The following is a 16023-nucleotide window of genomic DNA, read 5'->3' on the forward strand; positions in this document are numbered from 1 at the left end:
CTTCCGGTCGACAGGAGCACGATGAACGGCACGGCACCCGCGGCGAGCGAGATCCTGGTCGTCGGAGCGGGTGTCGCAGCCCATCGGTTCGTCGAACAGCTGCTCCGCGATCCCGATGCGCCGGTGCGGGTGACCGTTATCGGTGACGAAGGATCGGGCCCGTACGACCGCTCGGCGCTGGTACGCGTGTTCTCGGGTGTCGGTGCGGAGGAGATCCAACTCGAGCGAAGCGTGTTCCGCGACGACCGGGTTCGGCTGATCCGCGACGACCGGGTTCTCCGGATCGACCCTTCGGGACACACGGTGCGGACGCGAGCACGGCGCACCTACACCTACGACACGCTCGTGCTGGCGACCGGTTCCTTCGGCGCGAAGGTCGCCGTGGATGGCGCGAACCTGCCCGGGTGCTTCGGGTTCCGCACCGTCGAAGACGTCGAGGCGATCCGAGCGTTCGTGGGGTCGAGGTCCCGGGAACTCGGGCGTCCCTTGCGCGGGACCGTGGTCGGTGCGGGGTTGCACGGTCTTCAGGCCGCCGAGGCGTTGAACGAGCTGGGGGTCGACACGACGGTGATCGAGTTCTCGGACCGCGTGATGCCCCGCCAACTCGATCGGTCGGCCTCAGCCGTGGTGCAGGGCGTCTTCCGAAAACGAGGCATCCCGGTGCGCACGGGCGTCCGCACGACGCGACTCGATCCGGACGAGTCGGGCTCGGTCGCCTCGCTGGAGTTTCAGGACGGCTCGTTCCAACGCGCCGACGTGGTGGTGTTCACCGTCGGGGTGCGTGCCCGCGATGAGCTCGCCCGCAACGCCGGTCTCGGTGTGCATCCTGAAGGGGGCGTGCTCGTCGACGAACGAGGTGAGACCTCGGTTCCGAGCATCCTCGCGATCGGAGAGGTGGCGCGCCTCGAAGGACGAGGCCCCGGGTACGTCGGCGCGGTGCGGGTCACGGCTGACGTCGCCGCAGCGCACGTTCGAGGCAGGGACGCACGTCTCCCTCGCGACCTCGAAGGCGGGAACGTCGCGGTCGCCGGGGTCGACATCGCGACGTTCGGCGATCCGCTCGCCTCGCCGACGTCCGCGGTCGAGATCGTCACGCACGATGATCCCCAGGCGGGGATCTATCGCAAGCTCGTGGTCTCCGACGACGGACGCACGGTGGTCGGAGGGATCCTGGTCGGCGACACGAGTGGGTATGCGGCGCTCCGGGCTCTGGTCGGAGAAGCGTGGCGGCCCGCTCACGCCGCACGCCTGCTCTCGGCGGTCGGTGGCGCGGATGCGGTGGAGATCTGCGATCACGCCACCCTGAGCGCGCAGGACCTCCTCGCTACCGTGAGCGGAGCCGTCGAGGTGACGTTCACGTCGATCCGCGACCGTTTCGGCTTCGCACGTGGCTGTCGGCGATGCACACTGGCGATCGCTCGAGTTCTCCTGCAGATCGCCGTCCAGCGGGATCTCCGGCATGCGACGGCGGCGCCCGAGGCGCAGAGGGAGGGCCACAGCCGGGTCCTGGCGGACGGAACGCACGTCGTCTCTCCGGTGATGCGCGACGATACGCTCACCCCGAAGGAGCTGCTGGCCATCGGGGAGCTCGCCGAACGGTACGGATTGCGAGCACGGATCGCGGACGCGAGGATCGAGTTGCGGGGAGTGCGGACCGAGCACCTGCGGTCCGTGCGTGCCGGTCTGGCTGCGGCGGGACTCGCGTCGGCGTCCGGCGCCGGCGAACAAGCGGTGCTCCTCGTCGCCGAGGATCTGCCGCGCCTGGACGATCCGCGAGTGGCATCGGACGTGCAGGAGAAGGGCCTGCCGCATCAGGGGAAGCCGGGGAAAGCTCGCGCGGGCGAGGGGAGCGCCCGCCGAGTGCCGCTTCGTCGGGTGGGGAGTCCTGCCTCATGACCCCGGCGACCGGTCGACGCCCGCCGCTCGCGGGATGCAGGATCATCGTGTCGGATGATGCGAGAGCTGCGGAGTCCCCGCGCGACGGTGTCGCCGACGGACGATCGGAAGGTCTCACCGGGGTGTTGACGGACGCGGGGGCGGCGGTGTTCCGCGTCACGGTGCCACGAGGGGGTGCACGGACGTCCGCCGCCCTGCGGAGCGTCGTCCAACGTGCAGCGAGAGGCGGGATCGACGCCGTGCTGTTCCTGGCCCCCACGGCGCCCTGGCTCGAGACGGCCGAGAGCACAGGAGCGCTCGAGGCGATCCGCCGAAGATCGGATTCGGGGAGGTTGCTTCTCGGAGCGCTCCACCGGGAGGATGCGGACCGTCTGGGCATCGCCCGTCTCACCGTGATGCGCACGGAGGGATCCAGCGTCACGGCACTCGCCCGGGGGGTGGTCGCGCACTACGACAGCGGTACGGCAGCGCTGGTCACCGACGCGGGCCGCCTCGAGGTGCGCAGCGGTGGTGTCGTCGTCGACGAGCGGTTCATCCCCCTGTCTCGTGGGGCCACGGGCGTCATGGAAGCGCTGTTCCTCGCAGGTGGTCGGGTCCTCTCGCGCGCCGAGCTCGGCCGAGGTCTCCCGGGTGGGGAACGCAGCGGCCGGGCGGTGGAGGTCGCCGTGGCGCGCCTTCGCGAGTCGCTCGACGGTATCGATCTGGTGCAGACCGTCGTCAAGCGCGGCTATCGCTTGGCCGTCACCGAGCAGTGATCAGGTCGCGGAACCTGCTATCCGGCCGGAGTGTCGGAGGGGAGCGGCGTGGGGGTCTCCGACGGGGCGTCCGTGGGAGGGGTCGTCGGTTCCACGGTGGGAGCGGGCGTGGGATCAGGCTCGGGTGCGGTGACCTGTGCATGCACGACCTGGCTGCCGATCGCGGCGACGATGATGAGGCTCGCGGCGATCGCGGCGATCGTGTTGTCCCGGACGCGACGACGGATCTGGCCCTCGTGCCACTGCGTGCGGGCGGCGTGCAGCCGTGCGCGCTCGGCTGACGTGCGCGACTGTGCCTTCTTGGAACCGCGTGCGGCCATGCCTCGATCTCCCATCCCGACGCCATGACACGACGTCGCCTGAGAGCCTACCGGGATGCGCGCGGTCGCCCGAAGTGTCCGAGCCCGCCGGTAGCCTGGATGGATGACGTCCCCCGCCGCGCTGCTCTCCGGGCAGACGCCCCTCGCCGTGCGCATGCGCCCGGTCTCCCTCGATGAGGTCGCGGGACAGCGTCATCTTCTGCGAGCCGGTTCTCCGATCGTCGCCCTCGCCGACCCGCAGGCGACCTCCCCGGGTGCCGTGTCGATGATCCTGTGGGGCCCACCGGGCACGGGCAAGACCACGCTCGCTCAGGCGATCGCACGGTCCTCAGGGCGCCGCTTCGTCGAGCTCTCGGCGATCACCGCTGGTGTGAAGGACGTCCGCGAGGTGATGCAGGAAGCGATCACGCAGCGCGATCTCTACGGGCAGACGACGATCCTCTTCCTCGACGAGATCCACCGCTTCACCAAGGCGCAGCAGGACGCGCTGCTTCCCGGTGTCGAGAACGGTTGGGTCATCCTGATCGCGGCGACGACCGAGAACCCCTCCTTCTCGGTGATCTCGCCGCTGCTGTCGCGCTCCTTGCTGCTCACGCTCCAGCCCCTCACCGATGAGGACATCGGGGTGCTCGTCGATCGTGCGGTGACGGACGCGCGGGGGCTGAACGGCGCCGTGGTCCTGAGCCCCGAAGCGCGTGCATCCTTGATCCGGCTCGCGTCGGGGGATGCTCGGCGTGCCCTCACCGGTCTCGAAGCAGGCGCGGCGGTCGCCGTCTCGCACGCGGCCGACACCGGCGAAGAGGACGAGTCGGACGACGGGGCCGCAGCGGCGCATGCGTCGTCGGGTGCCGCGGAGATCACCGCCGACCACATCGCGCAAGCCGTCGACAAGGCTCTGCTGCGATACGACCGTCAGGGTGACGAGCACTACGACGTCATCAGTGCGTTCATCAAGTCGATCAGAGGATCCGACCCCGATGCCGCACTCCACTACCTCGCGCGCATGATCGAAGCAGGGGAGGACCCCCGCTTCATCGCTCGACGTCTTGTCATCTCGGCCTCGGAAGACGTGGGCCTCGCCGATCCCCAAGCTCTCGGCATCGCCGTCGCGGCGGCAGATGCGGTCGCCTTCATCGGCATGCCGGAGGGACGCATCCCGCTCGCTGAGGCGACGGTGTATCTCGCGACCACGGCGAAGTCCAATGCGGCCTACGTGGGCATCGACGCGGCGATCGCCGACATCCGCTCCGGCGGGTTCGGACGGGTGCCGCTGCACCTGCGCGATGCCCACTATCCGGGAGCGAAGCGTCTCGGACACGGCAAGGGATATGTGTACTCCCACGACAGCGAGTACGGCGTGGTGCCGCAGCAATACCTGCCCGACGAGCTCGACGGCAAGCACTACTACGAGCCGAAGAACCTCGGTGCCGAGCGTGACATCGCCGCGCGGCTCGAGCGCATCCGCCGTATCCTCGGCGACCGCTGAGCCACCACGCAGTTGCGGAACCGCGATCTGTTAGACTTGAGCGGCTCGAAACCGAGTTTTCGGGCATCTCCTCGTTCACACCCCACCTTGCTGGCGCCCCGGCGTGCGCTCCAAGGCAGAACGCGGACGATACGTCCGTGAGTCGTGAAAGACGCGACCACGTCATCGGAAGGAAAGCTTCGTGACCACGAAGTCCCAGGACCGTCGCAAGGTTCGTCTGAGCCGTGCCCTCGGTATCCCGCTCACCCCGAAGGCCGCCCGCTACCTCGAGAAGCGTCCCTACGCTCCCGGCGAGCACGGCCGCACCAAGCGCAAGGCAGACAGCGACTACGCCGTCCGTCTGCGTGAGAAGCAGCGTCTTCGCGAGCAGTACGGCATCCGCGAGAAGCAGATGCGCAACACGTTCAACGAGGCCCGTCGTCACGACGGCCTGACCGGTGAGAACCTGGTCGAGCTCCTCGAGATGCGTCTCGACGCTCTGGTTCTGCGTTCGGGCTTCGCCCGCACCACCGCGCAGGCTCGTCAGCTCGTCGTGCACCGTCACATCCTCGTCGACGGCCAGCTCGTCGACCGCCCGTCCTTCCGCGTGAAGCCGGGTCAGCTCATCCACGTCAAGGCCAAGAGCGAGGGCACCGAGCCCTTCCAGGTGGCAGCAGCCGGCGGTCACGCCGAGGTTCTGCCCCCCGTTCCCGGCTACCTCGAGGTCGAGCTCGACAAGCTCCAGTCGCGTCTTGTCCGTCGCCCGAAGCGCGCCGAGGTCCCCGTGACCTGTGAAGTGCAGCTCGTCGTCGAGTACTACGCAGCTCGCTGATACAGCGAAAGAGCAATCAGGCAGGAGGCGTCGGGATTCCCGACGCCTCCTGTCGTTTCCGCATACGATGGTGACACCGCGCCTTCGCGGGTCAAAGGCAAGGATGACGACATGAAGAACGTGCTGTGGTTCCTGATCGGTGTGATCGGCGGCTTCGTCGCGGCTCACTTCATGAATAAGGACCCGCGTGGTCACGACATCCTCGCCGAGGTCGACGCCCGGATCAACGGATTCACCGCGATCCTCGGCGACGCCTACCGCGAGCAGGAGGCACGGCTCACGGAGCCGGGCGACAACTGAACCACCGCAGCAGCGCCCCGGCGCGGCATCTTCACGCAAGGACACCCGGCACTCTATGAAAACTGCGGAGATCGCGCAGCGTTACCTCGACTACTTCGAGAAGAACGACCACCTCATCGTCCCCTCGGCCTCGCTCGTCAGCGACGACCCGTCGCTGCTGTTCACGGTCGCCGGCATGGTGCCGATGATCCCGTACCTCACGGGCGTCGTCCCTGCGCCGCATCCGCGGATCGCGGACGTGCAGAAGTGCATTCGCACCAACGACATCGAAGAGGTCGGTCGGACCGCCCGTCACGGCACCTTCTTCCAGATGCTGGGCAACTGGTCGTTCGGCGACTACTTCAAAGAAGGCGCGATCCGTTACGCCTGGGAACTTCTGACGGGTTCCGAGTCGGACGGGGGGCTCGGCTTCGACGAGAAGGACCTGTGGGTCACCGTCTACGAGACGGACGACGAGGCCGAGGCCATCTGGCGCGACATCATCGGTCTCAAGCCGGAGCGTATCCAGCGCCTCGGGCGCGCGGACAACTACTGGAACACAGGGCAGCCCGGACCCGGCGGCCCTGATTCCGAGATCTTCTTCGACCGCGGGCCGGCCTACGGGAAGGACGGCGGTCCCGCCGTCGACGACTCACGGTTCCTGGAGATCTGGAACCTCGTGTTCATGCAGGACTTCATCGAGAACATCCGCAGCAAGACGGAGTTCGACATCGTCGGCGAGCTGCCGATGAAGAACATCGACACCGGGATGGGACTCGAGCGTGTCGCGTTCCTCAAGCAGGGCGTCGACAACATGTACGAGTCGGATCAGGTGCGTCCGGTGCTGGATCGCGCCGTCGAGCTCTCCGGCCGCCCGTACGGTGTGCAGCATGAGGACGACGTGCGATTCCGCGTGGTCGCCGACCATGTGCGTTCCTCCCTCATGCTTCTGTCCGACGGGGTGCGTCCATCCAACGAGGGGCGTGGGTACATCCTCCGCCGTCTGATGCGCCGCACGGTCCGCTCGATGCGACTGCTCGGCGTCGATGAGCCGGTGTTCCCCGAGCTGTTCGCCGCATCGCGCGATGTGATGAAGACGACCTATCCGGAACTCGAGAGGGACTGGGCGGTACTGTCCGCGTCGGCGTTCGCCGAAGAGGAGACGTTCCGCCGGACCCTCGTGGCCGGCTCCACGATCCTCGATCTCGCCCTCGACGAGACCAGGAAGGGCGGGGGGAAGACGCTCAGCGGTCCCGAGGCGTTCCTGCTCCACGACACTTACGGCTTCCCGATCGACCTCACGCTCGAAGTCGCTGAGGAAGCGGGACTGGACGTCGACCGCGCCGCTTTCGACACGCTCATGCAGGAGCAGCGTCAGCGGGCCAAGGACGACGCCCGCAACCGCAAGCGTCAGCTCGCCGACGTATCGGTCTACCGGGAGCTGCGCTCCCTGGGCGAGACCGGTTTCGACGGATACACCGCGCTCGAGGTCGAGTCCCGCGTGCTCGGCCTCCTCGTCGACGGAGTGCCTGTGCGCAGCGCATCCGAAGGGCAGATCGCCGAGGTCGTGCTCGCCGAGACGACGCTGTATGCCGAGTCCGGTGGTCAGGTGGCCGACAAGGGCACGATCGTCGGCCCGGGCTACGCGCTCGAAGTGCTCGACGTTCAGAAGCCGGTCCCCGGACTCATCAGCCACACCGTCGAAGTCACGCGCGGAAGCGTGGCCGTCGACGACGTCGCGACGTCGGTGGTGGACGCGGCGAACCGCCGTGCAGCCCGCCAGGCGCACTCGGCCACGCACCTCGTGCACGCCGCGCTCCGTGACACCCTCGGTCCGACGGCGACGCAGGCCGGTTCTTTGAATCGTGCCGGCTACATGCGCTTCGACTTCGCCTGGTCGCAGGCGCTCTCGATCGATACGCGCAGCGAGATCGAGGAGATCACCAACCGCGCGGTGCAGGACGCCCTGGAAGTGACCACGCGCATCGTCTCGCTCGACGAGGCCAAGGAAGCCGGCGCCATGGCGCTGTTCGGCGAGAAGTACGGCGACGTCGTGCGCATGGTCGACATCGGTGGGCCGTGGTCGCGGGAACTCTGCGCCGGGACGCACGTGACCACCAGTGCCGAGATCGGGCTGGTCAGCCTGGTCGGGGAGTCCTCGGTGGGCGCCTCCAACCGTCGTATCGAAGCTCTCGTCGGCGCCGATGCTTTCCGTGAGCTCGCGGCTGAGCGGGCGATCGTGTCGCAGCTGACGAGTTCCCTCAAGACGCCGCGGGAGCAGCTGCCGGAGCGGATCGCCGACCTGACGGCCAGCCTGAAGGCTGCGGAGAAGCGCATCGCGCAGTTCGAGGCGAAGGAGAGAGCCGGACAGGTGCCGGCCATCGTCGACGCCGCGACGCGCGTCGGTGCGTTCCGACTGGCCGCGCAGAGTCTGGGCGAAGTCGCATCGGCGGATGACGTGCGAGACCTCGTCAACGGCGTGCGCGATCGGCTCGGCTCAGATGCCGCTGTGGTGGCACTCGGCGCGGTCGTGGGCGGGCGGCCCGTCGTCGTCGTCGCGACCAATGACGCGGCACGCTCGGCGGGAGCGAAGGCCGGTGCGCTCGCGAAGCGCGCGGCAGGCGTGCTCGGCGGTGGTGGCGGCGGGCGCGATGATGTCGCGCAAGGTGGCGGCGCCGACACGGCGGCTCTGCCGGCGGCGCTCGAAGCCATCGCACAGGAGCTGCGCGGCGCGTGAGCACTTTCCGCCGCGGTGTGCGGCTCGGCATCGACGTGGGGCGCGCGCGGGTCGGTGTCGCGCGCTGCGACCCCGACGGGATGCTGGCCGTCCCCGTGGAGACAGTGCCTCGCGACGAGGCCTCGATCGCCCGGATCCTTCAGATCGCGAGCGAGTACGACCCGTTGGAGTTCGTGGTCGGTCTGCCGGTCAACATGCAGGGTGCGGATACCGCGTCGACCACGGACGCGCGGGAGTTCGCCGCCGAGCTCTGCCGGCGCAGCGGCACTCCGGTGCGGCTCGTGGACGAGCGGTTGAGCACCGTGACGGCGCATGCCGCATTGCGCAGTTCCGGGAGATCTCAGAAGAAGTCTCGTAGCATTGTGGATCAGGTCGCCGCCGTGGTGCTTCTGCAGCAGGCGATCGATATGGAGAAGAGCACCGGAAACCCGGCCGGTGCCGTCATCTCGCCTGACGAGGAGCACGCCTGACGATGTCCGAACGCGACAACGAAACGCCGCGGCACGACGCAGATTCCCGCCTGGGGGATCTCTTCGAGAACCTGCCCGAGCCGACCGCGCAGATTCCCACGGTCGACAACAGCGCGCCCGTTCCGGGCTCCCGTCGGGCGGCCAGAGAAGCGGCCGCGGGGGAGTCCCGCCCCGTCACCGGTGCCGATACTCCGGCCGAGGCTTCTCCCGTGCCGGTTCGCGCTTCTGCGGACGACGCCGTCGCCGCCGCCGGTGGGTTGCCCTCGCCGACTCCGGTCCGTGCCTCCGCGGATGCCGCGGACACCCCCACCCGTGCCGTGCCCCGGATCGAGTCGCCTTCGGGTGCCGCGGCGACACAGGAGCCTGTGCTCGGCGGTGGGCTGGACGACCTCTTCGTCCCCCATGACGATCACATCGACGCCGCGCCGAAGAAGAAGCGCCGCAAGGGGTGCTTGATCGCGCTGATCATCGTTCTGGTGATCTTCGGCGGTATCGCCGCGGCCGGAGTCTGGGTGGCGAACACCTACGGCGAGAAGATCAGTGACGCGCTGGGCTGGGGCGATTCGAAGGACTGGGAGCCGGGTCTGGCGACCGGCGAGGCCTTCGTCACGATCAAGGAGGGCGACACCGGCTCTCCCGTGTCGACCGCACTGTACGAGGCGGGGGTGACGAAGACCGAGAGTGTCTTCTACGACTACCTCGTCGACGAGAACATCGCCGTGATCTTCTACCCGGGCGTGTACAAGCTGCAGACGAAGATGACGGCCGAGGCCGCCCTCGCGGCGCTCCGGGACGACGCGAACAAGCTCGAGAACACCGTCTCGATTCCCGAAGGAGCGACTATCGAGAATTTCCTTCCGTCGGTATCGGAGACCATTGGCATCCCATTGGAAGACCTCCAAGCTGCCGTAAGCGACCCGACCGCCTACGGAGTCGATGCTGACAGTCTCGAGGGGTGGCTTTTTCCCGCTGTGTACACGTTCGATCCAGAGGCTAGCGCCACACAGGTGATCCAGCGGATGGTTGATCGAACCCGGGAGTCGTTGGCCGCGGCTGGCGTCCCTGCTGGCGATGAGCAGCGCGTCCTCACGATCGCTTCAATCATCCAGCGTGAGGGGCGCACGGATGACTTCCCGAAGGTTTCGCGAGTCATTGAGAACCGCTTGGCTCCAGGGAACAGCGAGACCAATGGTTTGCTCCAAATGGATTCAACCGCACAATACGGCGTGGGTGAGCTCCATGCGGGCGCTGCTGGGTCGTCTGAGAAGGCCCTGACGGACCCGAACCCTTGGAACACCTATATCCACCCGGGGCTCCCGAAGGGACCGATCGCAACCGCGACCGACAAGGCGATCGATGCGGCGATGAACCCCGCGGACGGACCATGGTTCTACTTCGTCACTGTCAACCTGAGCACCGGCGAGACCGTGTTCTCAGCCACTTATGCCGAACAGCAGCAGGCAGAGAAGAAGCTGCACGCATGGTGCAAGGAGAACCCTGACGCAGGCTGCTACGCGGAGTAGCGTGCGACGAACCCTTGTCTTGAGCGTCTGCGACCCGATAGTTTGGCAAGGAATCGCCGTCGGTCGGTGATCGAAGCTAACTCCGGGGGGAATTCAGTGCCGAAATCCAGCATCTTCAAGAATGTTCGTCGTCGTTTGAGCGCGGCGGGCGTAGCCATCGCCCTCGCCGTCGCCGGCGGGTTCCTCGTCGCCGCTCCCGCGAACGCAGCACCGGTTTACTCCTGCAACGACGGTGACGCTTGTCTTTGGCGGCTGGACTCCTTCCGGGGTTACTACGGCACAGGCGGTCAGCTGGACAACCTGCGGTTCGCCAACTGCATCGACAACCTGGCCTGGTACGGCTACGACAACACGGTTTCATCGGTGGTCAACAATGGTCGCACTGATTCGCTCTACATCTATCGGGACGCCTACAAGGGCGGTGGAACGCCGCTTTGGATGGCTCGAGGCGCGACAAAGGCGACGATGGGCGCATGGGACAACGTCGCGTCGTCCGTCTACTTCTCGTCGCGGCTTTCGAGTTCAGGCACCTCCACCTGTCGTTGACACTGGTGACGGCATTTCGCGCGGTGTCCACGCGTGACGGAAGCCTGCCTCGCCACGCGCGATTCCTTCTCGCCGGGTTGACGGTCTTCACGACCGTGGTGATGACCTCTTGTGCAGATGACGTCGAGCGGGAACCGGCGGTCGCCGTGGCTTCGGCGGCAACGTTCACCGAAGATGCGCTCAGGCAATGGCAGATGCCTCTGGACGACTACCTCCGATTCGAGCCAGAACTCCACGACTACGTAGAAAGTCTGCTTGTCGGAGAGTGTCTTTTGCAGGAGGGTTATGAGTGGCCGGTGCCTGGCCGTTCGTCTGACTTCTCGTGGCCCGCGAACTTCAACCAGATCGGCCACCGGCTATTCGACCGAACAATCGCTGAGCAGTGGGGCTACCACGACGCTCCAGCGCCAGATCCGCAGTGGGCTCACGCGCTCGAAGCATTCTCCGCGTTTGCGAGCACGTACACGCCATCACCCGGCTTCTCGCGCGATTACGACAGCTGTCTCCGCAGTGCGCAGTACTCGTACACCTCATCGACGTTCGCGGACGATTACAACTTTGTCGTTAACTTAAAGAACGATGCACTAGACGCGGCACATGATGATGAGGGCGTGCGCGCAGCCGTTGTCCAGTGGAAGGCTTGTGTTCAGGATGTGCTCCCCGGCGTCGACAATCCGCGTTCAGTCCTGAGCGACCAGACGAGGGCTGCACGATTCGGTCTCTGGGGGGCCGAGCGTTCACGGACAGCGGCGTCCGAGGAGAAGCGAGTCGCGGTCGTCGACGCAACGTGCCAGGAATCGAGCGGATACTCGCGGGCACTCTACGTAGCTCAGGAGCTGAACGAGCGGACGGCTCTCACTGCGAACAAGGTAGAACTCGATCGCATCCGTGAGGCCGGTTCCGACCACGCGGAGGTTCTTCTGGAACTGTTTGGTCGGCTGGCCCCTGCGCCAGGAAGTACCCTGTGAGCTGACATCCATTTCGTGCCCCTCTCATCAGAGACGCACATCAGCAGACACAGGCGAGAGAAGACACAGGCATGACGTCCCCTGCTTCCGTGCGACTCGCGGTCTGGGGGGACCCGATCGCGCACTCCAAGTCCCCTGACCTGCATGCCGCCGCGTATCGGGTCCTCGGTCTGAGCTGGGAGTACGGACTGCGTCAGGTCTCTGCGGAGGCCTTCACCGCCGCACTCGGTGGACTCGACGACACGTGGCGTGGTTTGTCGCTGACCATGCCGTTGAAGGGGGAGGGCTACCGCGCCGCTGCGACGAGGGATCGCCACGCAGAGCTCACGGGCGCCGTCAACACCCTGGTGCTCGGGGCGGCGCCCGCCGGTTTCAACACCGATGTCGGCGGGATCGTCGACGCGCTGTCGGAGGCGGGGATCACCGCTGCGGAGACGGCGCGCATCATCGGTGCCGGCGCCACTGCCGCGTCCGCGCTCGTCGCCGCCTCCGAGATCGGGGTGAAGCACGTGGAGGTGCGGGCTCGACGCCCGGAGCGGGCGAAGGCACTCGTCGCCCTCGGCGACCGCTTGGGTATTCCGGTCGAAGCGCGCTCCCTCGACGGCGGACGCGACACGGTCGATCTGACCCTCTCGACCTTGCCCAGTGCGACCGCCCTTCCTGTCGAAACCGCGGTGGGGTTGGCCGAGACCGGCGGAGCCTTGTTTGATGCTGCCTATGCGCCCTGGCCCTCCGCCCTCGCGTCCCGCTGGAGCGACGGCACGGTGGTGTCCGGCTTGGGGATGCTGCTGCATCAGGCCGTGCGCCAGATCCGGATCTTCCGGCACGGGGATCCCACGCTCCCGCTGCCCGCCGAAGCAGAGGTCGTCTCCGCCATGCGCGCCGCGCTCTGAGCGGGCCGCGTCGAAACGCGGCGCGGCGAGGGGGCCAACCCGTGGGAGACTGGAGCAATGCTCCGCGTGCTCACGGCCGGCGAATCGCACGGCCCAGAACTCATCGCCGTCATGGAGGGCCTGCCCTCCGGCGTCCCTGTGTCCTCCGAGGCCATCCAGGCCGATCTCGCTCGTCGCAAGCTGGGCTATGGCCGTGGCTCGCGCATGAAGTTCGAGGAGGACGCGCTGACCATCTCCGGCGGTGTGCGGCACGGCAAGAGCCTCGGCAGCCCGATCGCTCTGCGCATCGGCAACACCGAGTGGCCGAAGTGGATCGAGGTCATGAACCCCGAGCCCGTGGAGCTCACCGACAAGTCCCGTGGGCGCAGCGCGCCCCTCACCCGTCCACGTCCGGGGCACGCCGACCTCGTGGGCATGCAGAAGTACGACTTCGACGAGGCGCGTCCGATCCTCGAACGAGCGAGTGCTCGGGAGACGGCTGCGCGTGTCGCGCTCGGGGCGATCGCCCGATCGTTCCTCGGTGAGCTTGGCATCCGACTGGTCAGCCACACCCTGTCGATCGGCCCGGTGCGGGTGCCCGAAGGGTCTCCGCTCCCCACGCCCGACGATGTCGAGGCGCTCGATGCCGATCCGCTCCGGTGTTTCGACGGCGCGACCTCCGCTCTGATGGTGGCCGAGGTCGATGACGCGAAGAAGGACGGCGACACGCTGGGCGGCATCGTCGAGGTGCTCGCGTACGGTCTTCCTCCGGGACTCGGCTCCCACGTGCACTGGGACCGACGCCTCGACGCGCGTCTCGCTCAGGCGCTCATGAGCATCCAGGCGATCAAGGGCGTCGAGGTCGGCGACGGTTTCGAGGCCACGCGCCGCCGAGGTTCGGCCGCCCACGATGAGCTCTTCGCCACCGCGGACGGCATCACGCGCGGCTCGGACAGGGCCGGAGGCACGGAAGGCGGCATGTCCACCGGAACCGTGTTGCGCGTCCGCGCCGGGATGAAGCCGATCGCGACCGTTCCGCATGCCCTCCGCACGATCGACACCGCCACGGGTGACGACGCCACCGCTCACCACCAGCGCTCCGACGTGTGCGCTGTGCCCGCCGCCGGAGTGGTCGCCGAGGCGATGGTCGCCGTGGAGCTCGCGAACGCCGTGCTCGAGAAGTTCGGTGGCGACAGCATCCGCGAGACCCGTCGCAACCTCGAGGGCTACCTCGAAGGCATCCCTGCAGGGCTGCGGACGACACCGGCGTCCGAGGCGGCGCTCATCGCGCATGACGAGCGCGGCTGATCCGCTGACGCTGGTGCTGGTCGGCCCGATGGCCGCAGGCAAGACCAGCGTCGGACGCCGCGTCGCTCGGCGGCTCGGCGTCGCTTTCGTCGACACGGACAAACGCATCGTGGCGGAACACGGTCCGATCCCCGGCATCTTCGCCGAGTACGGAGAGGCGCACTTCCGGGAGCTCGAACGCGCCGCGGTCGCCCGGGCCCTCGCCGACGGGGGCGTGATCTCCCTCGGTGGAGGCGCGGTCACGCAGGCGGCCACCCGCGAACTCCTGAAAGCGCATCCTGTGGTCTTTCTGACGGTGAACACAGACGCAGTGGCGGACAGGCTCCGGGGCAGCAACCGCCCCCTCCTGTCAGGGGATGAGGATCCGGTGGAGCGCTGGAAGAAGATCTTCGAGGAACGCCGGGGGTGGTACGCCGAGGTCGCCTCGACCACCTTCGACACCTCACGTCGTCCGATGCAGAAGATCGCGGATGACATCGTGACATGGAGGAGAGAACAGCGATGAGCACGACGACCATCAGCGTCACGGGGAACGACGCCTACGACATCACGATCGGACGCGGAATCCTGGATCGGGTCTCCGCCGCGCTCGCGCCGGGCGTCCGCAAGGTGCTGGTGGTGCATCCGCCCACGCTCGCGACCCGCGCGGCCGAGCTGCGCGACAGACTTCTCGCCGACACCACCGACGGTCCGCGCGAGGTACTGCTCGCGGAGATCCCGGATGCCGAGCAGGGCAAACGGATCGAGGTGGCGGCCTTCTGCTGGCAGGTGATGGGCCAGGCGGACTTCACCCGCAGCGATGCGGTCATCGGATACGGCGGGGGAGCGGTGACCGACCTCGCCGGGTTCGTCGCCGCGACCTGGCTGCGAGGCGTGCAGCTGATCCAGGTGCCGACCACGGTACTGGGCCTCGTCGATGCGTCGGTCGGCGGCAAGACCGGTGTCAACACCGCGGAGGGCAAGAACCTCGTGGGGGCGTTCTGGGCGCCGAGCGCCGTGGTCGGCGACCTCGACGAGCTCGCCAGCCTGAGTCCCAACGAGGCGACCGCAGGATTCGCCGAGGTCGTCAAGGCCGGATTCATCTGGGCTCCGGAGATCCTGGACATCATCGAGGCCGATCCGCTCCGCGCCGTCGACACGACATCCGAGGAGTTCCGCCGCGCGGTCGAACTGGCGATCGACATGAAGGCGAAGGTCGTCTCGGACGACTTCCGCGAGGCCGGACTCCGCGAGGTCCTCAACTACGGGCACACGCTCGGACACGCGATCGAGCATGCGGAACGGTACCGCTGGCGGCACGGCGCCGCGATCTCGGTCGGGATGCTCTACGCCGCCGAGCTCTCGCGGCTCGCGGGTCGTCTGTCCGACTCCGCTGCCGAGCGGCACCGGACGATCCTGGAGTCGCTGGGCCTTCCGACCTCGTACCGTGCGGGGGCTTGGCCACAGTTGCTCGCCACCATGCAGCGCGACAAGAAGAGCCGCGGCGGGATGCTGCGCTTCATCCTCCTCGACGACCTCGCGAAGCCCACCGTCCTGCAGGCTCCGGACGAGTCGCTGCTGTTCGCCGCCTATCAGGAGGTCGGGGAGTGAGCCGCCGGATCCTCCTGGTCAACGGGCCGAACCTGAATCTCCTCGGTACCCGCGAGCCCGACGTGTACGGCACGGCGACTCTCGCGGACGTGGAGCGGATCACCACCGAGGCCGCAGCCGCGGTCGGATTCGAGGTCCGGGCGCTGCAGAGCAACCACGAGGGCGTGCTGGTCGACGCGATCCATGCGGCCCGGAAGGATTGCGCCGGGATCGTGATCAATCCGGGCGGGCTCACGCACACGTCGGTGGTGCTGCGTGACGCGCTCACCGGGGTGGCGCTGCCGTTCGCGGAAGTCCACATCTCCGATGTGCTCGCGCGTGAGGCCTTCCGCCACCATTCCTACCTGGAAGATGTGGCGGCCGTGCGGGTCGCCGGCCGTGGCGTCGACGGCTACGCAGACGCTGTGCGACAGCTCGCCGCACTCATCCCGTAGAATCGACTGTCGGTCTCGTCCGACCCCG

General features: G+C 67.7%; 16 protein-coding genes. 15 read left to right on the top strand and 1 reads right to left on the bottom strand.

Going from position 1 to position 16023, the window contains the following annotated elements; translation table 11 throughout:
* The first annotated feature begins 21 nt into the window (after positions 1 to 21).
* Both ACLF6J_RS02065 and ACLF6J_RS02070 read left to right on the top strand, forming a co-directional pair.
* Positions 22 to 1896, top strand: coding sequence for an NAD(P)/FAD-dependent oxidoreductase (locus ACLF6J_RS02065; RefSeq protein WP_166804726.1), 1875 nt, complete (start codon positions 22 to 24; stop codon positions 1894 to 1896).
* A 47-nt stretch (positions 1897 to 1943) separates the two neighbouring features.
* Positions 1944 to 2651 (top strand): winged helix-turn-helix domain-containing protein, encoded by a 708-nt coding sequence (locus tag ACLF6J_RS02070; RefSeq protein ID WP_208526550.1) that lies wholly within the window; start codon positions 1944 to 1946, stop codon positions 2649 to 2651.
* A gap of 17 nt (positions 2652 to 2668) precedes the next feature.
* Here the strand turns inward: ACLF6J_RS02070 and ACLF6J_RS02075 are convergent, their stop codons facing one another.
* Positions 2669 to 2971, bottom strand: a complete 303-nt coding sequence (locus tag ACLF6J_RS02075) for a hypothetical protein (protein ID WP_244093658.1) — start codon at positions 2969 to 2971, stop codon at positions 2669 to 2671.
* A 103-nt stretch (positions 2972 to 3074) separates the two neighbouring features.
* Between ACLF6J_RS02075 and ACLF6J_RS02080 the strand changes: the two genes are divergently transcribed.
* The 13 genes from ACLF6J_RS02080 (at position 3075) to ACLF6J_RS02140 (ending at position 15995) form a co-directional block, all read left to right on the top strand.
* On the top strand, positions 3075 to 4457 hold the full coding sequence (locus ACLF6J_RS02080; RefSeq protein ID WP_081996884.1) for a replication-associated recombination protein A: 1383 nt from the start codon (positions 3075 to 3077) through the stop codon (positions 4455 to 4457).
* Between the two features lie 181 nt (positions 4458 to 4638).
* A complete protein-coding gene (gene rpsD, locus ACLF6J_RS02085) occupies positions 4639 to 5268 on the top strand; it encodes a 30S ribosomal protein S4 (RefSeq protein WP_047519497.1) in 630 nt (209 codons plus the stop codon).
* Positions 5269 to 5379: 111 nt separating this feature from the next.
* On the top strand, positions 5380 to 5568 hold the full coding sequence (locus tag ACLF6J_RS02090; protein ID WP_017202147.1) for a hypothetical protein: 189 nt from the start codon (positions 5380 to 5382) through the stop codon (positions 5566 to 5568).
* Positions 5569 to 5623: 55 nt separating this feature from the next.
* On the top strand, positions 5624 to 8284 hold the full coding sequence (gene alaS / locus ACLF6J_RS02095; protein ID WP_134353747.1) for an alanine--tRNA ligase: 2661 nt from the start codon (positions 5624 to 5626) through the stop codon (positions 8282 to 8284).
* Positions 8281 to 8754 carry a Holliday junction resolvase RuvX gene (gene ruvX / locus ACLF6J_RS02100; RefSeq protein ID WP_047519501.1) on the top strand — a complete coding sequence of 158 codons (474 nt, stop codon included), beginning with the start codon at positions 8281 to 8283 and terminating at the stop codon, positions 8752 to 8754. Before alaS ends, ruvX begins: the two co-directional genes overlap by 4 nt.
* Positions 8755 to 9071: 317 nt before the next feature.
* The gene (gene mltG / locus ACLF6J_RS02105) at positions 9072 to 10277 is read left to right on the top strand and encodes an endolytic transglycosylase MltG (RefSeq protein WP_244093657.1); all 1206 of its coding nucleotides are present in this window, start codon (positions 9072 to 9074) and stop codon (positions 10275 to 10277) included.
* Between the two features lie 96 nt (positions 10278 to 10373).
* Positions 10374 to 10823 carry a peptidase inhibitor family I36 protein gene (locus tag ACLF6J_RS02110; protein WP_166804724.1) on the top strand — a complete coding sequence of 150 codons (450 nt, stop codon included), beginning with the start codon at positions 10374 to 10376 and terminating at the stop codon, positions 10821 to 10823.
* Positions 10751 to 11791, top strand: coding sequence for a hypothetical protein (locus tag ACLF6J_RS02115; protein WP_166804723.1), 1041 nt, complete (start codon positions 10751 to 10753; stop codon positions 11789 to 11791). Before ACLF6J_RS02110 ends, ACLF6J_RS02115 begins: the two co-directional genes overlap by 73 nt.
* Positions 11792 to 11862: 71 nt before the next feature.
* Complete coding sequence (locus tag ACLF6J_RS02120; protein WP_134353743.1) at positions 11863 to 12684, top strand: shikimate dehydrogenase family protein; 822 nt, start codon at positions 11863 to 11865, stop codon at positions 12682 to 12684.
* Between the two features lie 57 nt (positions 12685 to 12741).
* A complete protein-coding gene (aroC, locus tag ACLF6J_RS02125; protein WP_421076812.1) occupies positions 12742 to 13971 on the top strand; it encodes a chorismate synthase in 1230 nt (409 codons plus the stop codon).
* Positions 13955 to 14476 (top strand): shikimate kinase, encoded by a 522-nt coding sequence (locus ACLF6J_RS02130; RefSeq protein ID WP_134353741.1) that lies wholly within the window; start codon positions 13955 to 13957, stop codon positions 14474 to 14476. Before aroC ends, ACLF6J_RS02130 begins: the two co-directional genes overlap by 17 nt.
* Positions 14473 to 15561, top strand: coding sequence for a 3-dehydroquinate synthase (gene aroB, locus ACLF6J_RS02135; protein WP_134353740.1), 1089 nt, complete (start codon positions 14473 to 14475; stop codon positions 15559 to 15561). Before ACLF6J_RS02130 ends, aroB begins: the two co-directional genes overlap by 4 nt.
* Positions 15558 to 15995: a type II 3-dehydroquinate dehydratase gene (locus tag ACLF6J_RS02140; protein WP_134353739.1), complete on the top strand. Its 438-nt coding sequence runs from the start codon at positions 15558 to 15560 to the stop codon at positions 15993 to 15995. Before aroB ends, ACLF6J_RS02140 begins: the two co-directional genes overlap by 4 nt.
* Positions 15996 to 16023 lie beyond the last annotated feature (28 nt).

The sequence above is a fragment of the Microbacterium sp. IO18 genome, assembly GCF_049099505.1.
In the GTDB taxonomy this organism is placed as follows: Bacteria; Actinomycetota; Actinomycetes; order Actinomycetales; family Microbacteriaceae; genus Microbacterium; species Microbacterium aurugineum.